This is a genomic window from Mycobacterium sp. DHQP2018-32-09 (assembly GCF_058148405.1).
Genome location: NZ_JBYVYK010000201.1, coordinates 1 through 390 on the forward strand (window position 1 = coordinate 1; position 390 = coordinate 390).

At 51.0% G+C, this 390-nt stretch carries 1 protein-coding gene; it reads right to left on the reverse strand.

The genetic code is table 11. From position 1 onward, the window contains the following. A partial coding sequence (locus AC30CM_RS27350; protein WP_490120030.1) for a TIM-barrel domain-containing protein occupies window positions 1-382 on the reverse strand: 382 nt, incomplete at its 3' end. Between the last annotated feature and the right edge of the window lie 8 nt (window positions 383-390).

A 390-nucleotide genomic window follows, 5' to 3' on the forward strand; every position in this document is an offset into this window, starting at 1 on the left:
AGTCACCCTGATTCGGCCAATGGAAGAAATCGATGACAATCACCGAGATCGGAAGATTGCGTTGCTTGTAGCCGCGTGCGACTTCTAACAATTCTTGTTGATTACGATAGCGAAGCTTGCATTGCCAGAACCCCATTGCGTAATCAGGCATCATCGGTGGCGTACCGGTTACTCGTGCATAGGCTTCACTGATCTCAGCCGGAGTATCGCCCGCAGTGATCCAGTAGTCCAGTTGTTCACTGACTTCTGCTACCCATTCCGTACCGTTTTGCGCGAAGGTGACGCGGCCAATTGCTGGGTTATTCCACAGAAAACCATAACCCTGATTTGATAGCAGGAAGGGAACAGAAGCCTGCGAGTTACGTTGTGCCAGCTCCAGCATGCAACCTT